Here is a 4,592-nt window from a genome sequence, read left to right as displayed (position 1 = left end):
CCATTTCGGAGGGCGGGCTTCGGCGTGCGCCGGGGATCAGGACAGCCGCCGCCCCATCGGGATGCGGGAGCGGGTCAGCAGGGCGGCGAGCAGCCCCGCCAGCACCGGGAGCACCAGGACGACCAGCAGCAGCTGGCCCCAGGGGGCGGTGATCAGGGCCGGGTGGCCGCCGAACCCGCTAGCCCGGGACTTCAGCAGGCCCACCGCGGGGACGAAGCCGTTGACCGCCCCGAGCAGCGCCCCGAGCAGGGCGATCATCGCGCACTGCAGCCCCGCCATGGTGCGGCGGATCCGCGGTGGTGCGCCGACGGCGGCCAGGGTGGCCTGGTCCTGGCGGGAGTCGGCGGCGGCCAGGCCGGTGGCGATGCCGGCGGCGCCGAGGACGACCAGCCCGGCGAAGCCGCTGAGGGCCAGGGTGAGGGCGTCGCCGCGGGGCTGGAAGCCGCGCTCGACCTCCAGCTGGGCGGCCCGGTCGAGCCGGACCACGGAGGCCTCGGCACGCTGCTGGGCCTTGCGGTCGGGCGGGGTGGCGGGCACCCAGATCGCGCCGGTGGGCCTCGCGGCGAGCCCGGGCAGGAGCTTGGGCAGCGCCGAGGGCAGGATCAGGCCCTGGGCGAAGCGGGCGGCGTTCGGGTTCTCGACCAGGACGGCGTCGGCCGGGATTTCCTGGAGGTCGGGCTTGGGGACCTCGCCGGGCTGGAGCGGCGCTCCGGAGCTGCCGCGCAGTTGGAGCACCGCCCGGCCGTCGCCGGCGAGGAAGGCGCGGTCGAAGACCAGGATCTTCCCGGCGGCCAGGGCCTGTTCGGCGGCCGGGTCGTGGATGCCGAACTGGGTGCGGAGCATGGCGGCGTCCCCGGCGGCCAGGTGCGGCGGGCCGGACGCGGTGCGCCAGTTCACGGTGCCCTTGAGCTGGACGGTGCTGGAGCAGTTGGCACAGAACTGGTACACCGCCTCGCCGAGGTCGGCGCGCGGCCCCAGGTCGGTCAGCTGCTTGCCCACCTCGGCGCGCAGGCCGTCGAGTTGCGGTCCGTCGGCGGTGGAGAGGAGCTGCACGGCGCCGTACGGGGCCTGCGGCCGGTAGTCGCGGCGGTTCTCGGCGTCGGTGCTGGTGCTGTAGACGCCGATGGCGACGGCCCCGGCCACGGCGGCCATCACGGCGGCGACGGCCGGCGCGGTGCGCGAGCGGTGCCGGGCGGAGTCGCGCAGGGCGAGTCGGGGGCCGAGCGGCAGCCGCTTGGCGAGCCGGCCGAGCAGGGCGACGAGTGCGGGGGTGCAGGCGAGCAGGCCGAGTTCGGCGATGACGGAGCCGCCGAGCACGGTCAGCGTGCGGGTGTCGTAGGTGCTGACGACGGGCACGCCGCCGTGTTGCACCGCGCTCGCGCCGTACAGGGCCAGGGCGGCGCCGGCGGCGAGCAGCAGCACACCGAGCACGGTGACCCAGCGGTTCGGGGCCTGGACGGTGTCCCGGCCGGTGAGTCCGGCGGTGACGCTGCTGCGGGCGGCCTGCCGGGCGGGCAGCGCGGCCGCGAGGAGCGCCGTGAGCAGGCCGATCCCGCCGATCGCGAGCAGGTCCAGTGGCGGCAGGGCGAAGTGCCCGAAGCGGGCGCCGCCGGCCCGTTCGATCCACGGGCGCAGCCCGGCGACGAGGCCGCCGCCGAGGACCACGCCGACCACGGCCCCGGCCGTGCCGAGGACGAGGGCGCCGCCGAGCACCACCGCGCCGACGTGCGTCCGCCGGCCGCCGGCGGCGCCGAGCAGCGCGAGCTGGCGGCGGGAGCGGCGGGCGCCGACCGCGAAGGCGGGGCCGGCGAGCAGGGCGACCTCCAGCAGGCCCATGCCGGTGACGGTGGCCACCACGACCTTGGTGTTGTCGTCGGCGGAGGGGCCGAAGGAGCGGTAGGCGTCCCGGTAGTAGGGGACGGCGGCGCGCGGCGGCGGGGCGAGCGCGACCGAGCGGGCGGTGAGGGTGTAGCCGTGGGCGTTGAACTCCTGGACCTTGGCCCAGTCGAGGGTGGCCCCGGCGGGGAGCCGGACCAGCCAGGCGCCGCGTTCGGGCTCCGGCGCTGCCGCGGCCGGGCTGCCGGGAGGCGTGGCGGCGGCGAGCTGGCTCAGCAACGCGCCCGGCTGGGCGACGAGTTCGACCCGGCGGAGGTCGTCCGGGTGCTCGACGACGCCGGTGATGGTGAAGGTGGTCCGCTCCAGGCCGGGAAAGGTGGTGGTGCCGCCGACGGCCAGCCCGGAGTTGTCGAGGAAGGCCCGGGTGGCGGCCAGTTCGCGCGGGCTGCCCGGGGCGTGGCCGTCGACCAGGTCGAGCCGGCCGTGCCAGAGCGGGTCGGCGAGGTCGGCCTCGGTGGTGAGGGCGCGGACCAGGCCTTCGGGGGAGGTCGCGCCGGTCTCCGGGCCCTGCCGGGCGGAGGTGAGCACGCTGCCCGGTGGCAGCAGCCCGGTGACCAGGGCGACGGGGTCGGTGCCGGCGCCCTTCTGCTGCTCGGCCGTGGGCGGCTGCCCGGGGCGGGGCTGGACCGCGAAGGCGCCGTCCTCGGCGACCGGGGCCTGCTCGACGGTCCGGCCGGGGGCGAGCGACGTGACCAGGGCGTCCGCCCCGCCCAGCACCCGTTCGACCCGTTCGGCCGGGGTGAGCTGCCCGCTGCGGTGGACGACGTCTGCGCCGGTGACGCCGAGGACGGGCAGCGCGATCATGGCGACGATCAGGGCGCTGCGGCCCTTGGCGCGCAGCGCGTCGCGGCGGGCGATGCGCAGGGCGACCTTCCAGGCGCCGAGTCTCATCGGGTCACCTCGCCGAAGCCGCCGGCCGCGTGGCCGAAGTCGCCGGACGTGTGGCCGGTGCCGGTGGTCGAGTGCCCGGCCCCGTCGGCCGCGTGGCCGTAGCCGTCGGCCGGGGCGCTGAGCGGCTCGGTGGTCAGCCGGCGCTTGCCGGTGCGCCGCCCGTGGCTCTCGGAGTCGACCGCGCCGTCCTTCAGGTGGACCACCCGGTCCGCCCAACTGGCGTGCGCGGCCTCGTGGGTGACCATCATCGCGGCGGCCCCGGCGTCGCAGCGGGCGCGCAGCACGGCGAGCACGGCCTCGCCGGTGGCGGAGTCGAGGGCGCCGGTCGGTTCGTCGGCGAGGACGAGCCGGCGCTCGCCGATCAGCGCGCGGGCGATGGCGACGCGCTGCTGCTGGCCGCCGGACATGTCGTCGGGGAAGCGGTCGGCGAGTTCCCCGATGCCGAGTTCCTCCAGGGCGGCGAGCGCCTCGCGGCGGGCGGTGCGTCCGGAGACTCCGTCGAGTTCGCGGGGGAGCGAGATGTTCTCGGCGGCGGTGAGGGCGGGGATCAGGTTGTAGTCCTGGAAGACGTACCCGATGGAGCGCCGCCGAAGGTCGGCGAGCCGGCCGCGGCTGAGGCCGCCGAGCGCTACGCCCTCGACCAGGATCTCGCCCTCGCTGGGCGCGTCGAGTCCGCCGGCCAGGGTCAGCAGGGTGGACTTTCCGGAGCCGGACGGGCCCATGACGGCGACGAACTCGCCGGGGTGGACGGCCAGTTCGACGCCGCGCAGGGCGTGTACCTCGGCGGCGCCCCGCCCGTGCACCCGGGTGACGTTGGCCAGGTGCAGGACGGGTGCGGATCGGGTCGGATCGCTGTGGGACACACTTCCCCCTCGTGAGCTGTTGAGCTGCATATGTCGGTGAACTATATATGCCGGATGGGGGTGCACGTCGAGGGGTGGGTTTGGTCAAGCTTCTACAAAGCTGTCGAAGTTCGGTCGAGACGCCGCTATCCGGGTGAAAGGGAGGGTCTATGCTTGACGAGGTTTGAAGAAGGCACCTCGTTCGGTGAGGCTTCTTCACGGACACAGGCCACTGATCCGACGACGTCGAGAGACGCCCAGGGTTAGGACAGATCTTCCCGACCTAAGGGTTGATCCGAAGTGGCTTCCGGCCCGACCGGGCTGGACACGCCGTGGAGTGCCAAAGCTCTGACGAGTTGGGGTGTGCCGGTCCCGTAGGGCTGGTCCGCTCCTTGCCGTGTCGCGATGCGGTGCACAGACGGTGCACCCCCGACCGGGAGGAGGCGAGAGACATGGACTGCGATAGTCCGGGCCATAGTCGCCCCTACCCCCGCATGCTCTCGATCACCTCTGGCACGCGGTAACAACCTTCCCTGCGCGTTCACCTGACGCTGCGTCATGCGCTCAACCGCGCCCCGACGCACAACGTCTGACGCTCCGTCATGCCCTCACGGCCGCCGCCGCTCAGCGCCGCCGTGCGGTCCGACGCCGTGCGCTCGCAGGGAGGATCGCTGCTGCGTGCCCCCTGTCGCCCCCTCAAGGAAGGGGGCAGGGAGGCCCTGCCATGACCAACGTGATGCTGGACCCGAAGGTCCCCACCACCAGCCGCACCGCCGTGCTCGACGACGCCCACGTCGGCGACATCAGGGGTGCGCTCGGCACCATCCGGCTCGACGACACCACGCCGCGCCACGGCCTGTCCGCAAGACTCAAGACCCTGCTGGCGATCGTGGGCCCCGGCCTGATCGTGATGGTCGGCGACAACGACGCGGGCGCCTTCTCGACGTACGGGCAGGCGGGGCA

General features: G+C 74.8%; 2 protein-coding genes, 1 pseudogene and 1 riboswitch. Of the genes and pseudogenes, 1 reads left to right on the top strand and 2 read right to left on the bottom strand.

The window, feature by feature from the left end; genetic code table 11:
• Positions 1-36: 36 nt before the first annotated feature.
• On the bottom strand, positions 37-2,787 hold the full coding sequence (locus tag ACFV61_RS34655) for an FtsX-like permease family protein (RefSeq protein WP_380496078.1): 2,751 nt from the start codon (positions 2,785-2,787) through the stop codon (positions 37-39).
• Complete coding sequence (locus ACFV61_RS34650; protein WP_380496077.1) at positions 2,784-3,650, bottom strand: ABC transporter ATP-binding protein; 867 nt, start codon at positions 3,648-3,650, stop codon at positions 2,784-2,786. Before ACFV61_RS34650 ends, ACFV61_RS34655 begins: the two co-directional genes overlap by 4 nt.
• Positions 3,651-3,819: 169 nt before the next feature.
• Positions 3,820-3,997: riboswitch (M-box (ykoK) riboswitch) on the top strand.
• A 356-nt stretch (positions 3,998-4,353) separates the two neighbouring features.
• Here ACFV61_RS34650 and ACFV61_RS34645 point away from each other — a divergent pair.
• Positions 4,354-4,592 (top strand): annotated as a pseudogene (locus tag ACFV61_RS34645) (manganese transporter); the annotation flags it as partial.

It is taken from the genome of Kitasatospora sp. NPDC059817, from assembly GCF_042731835.1.
Lineage (GTDB): Bacteria > Actinomycetota > Actinomycetes > Streptomycetales > Streptomycetaceae > Kitasatospora.
This window is presented reverse-complemented; position numbering and strand designations above follow the sequence as displayed.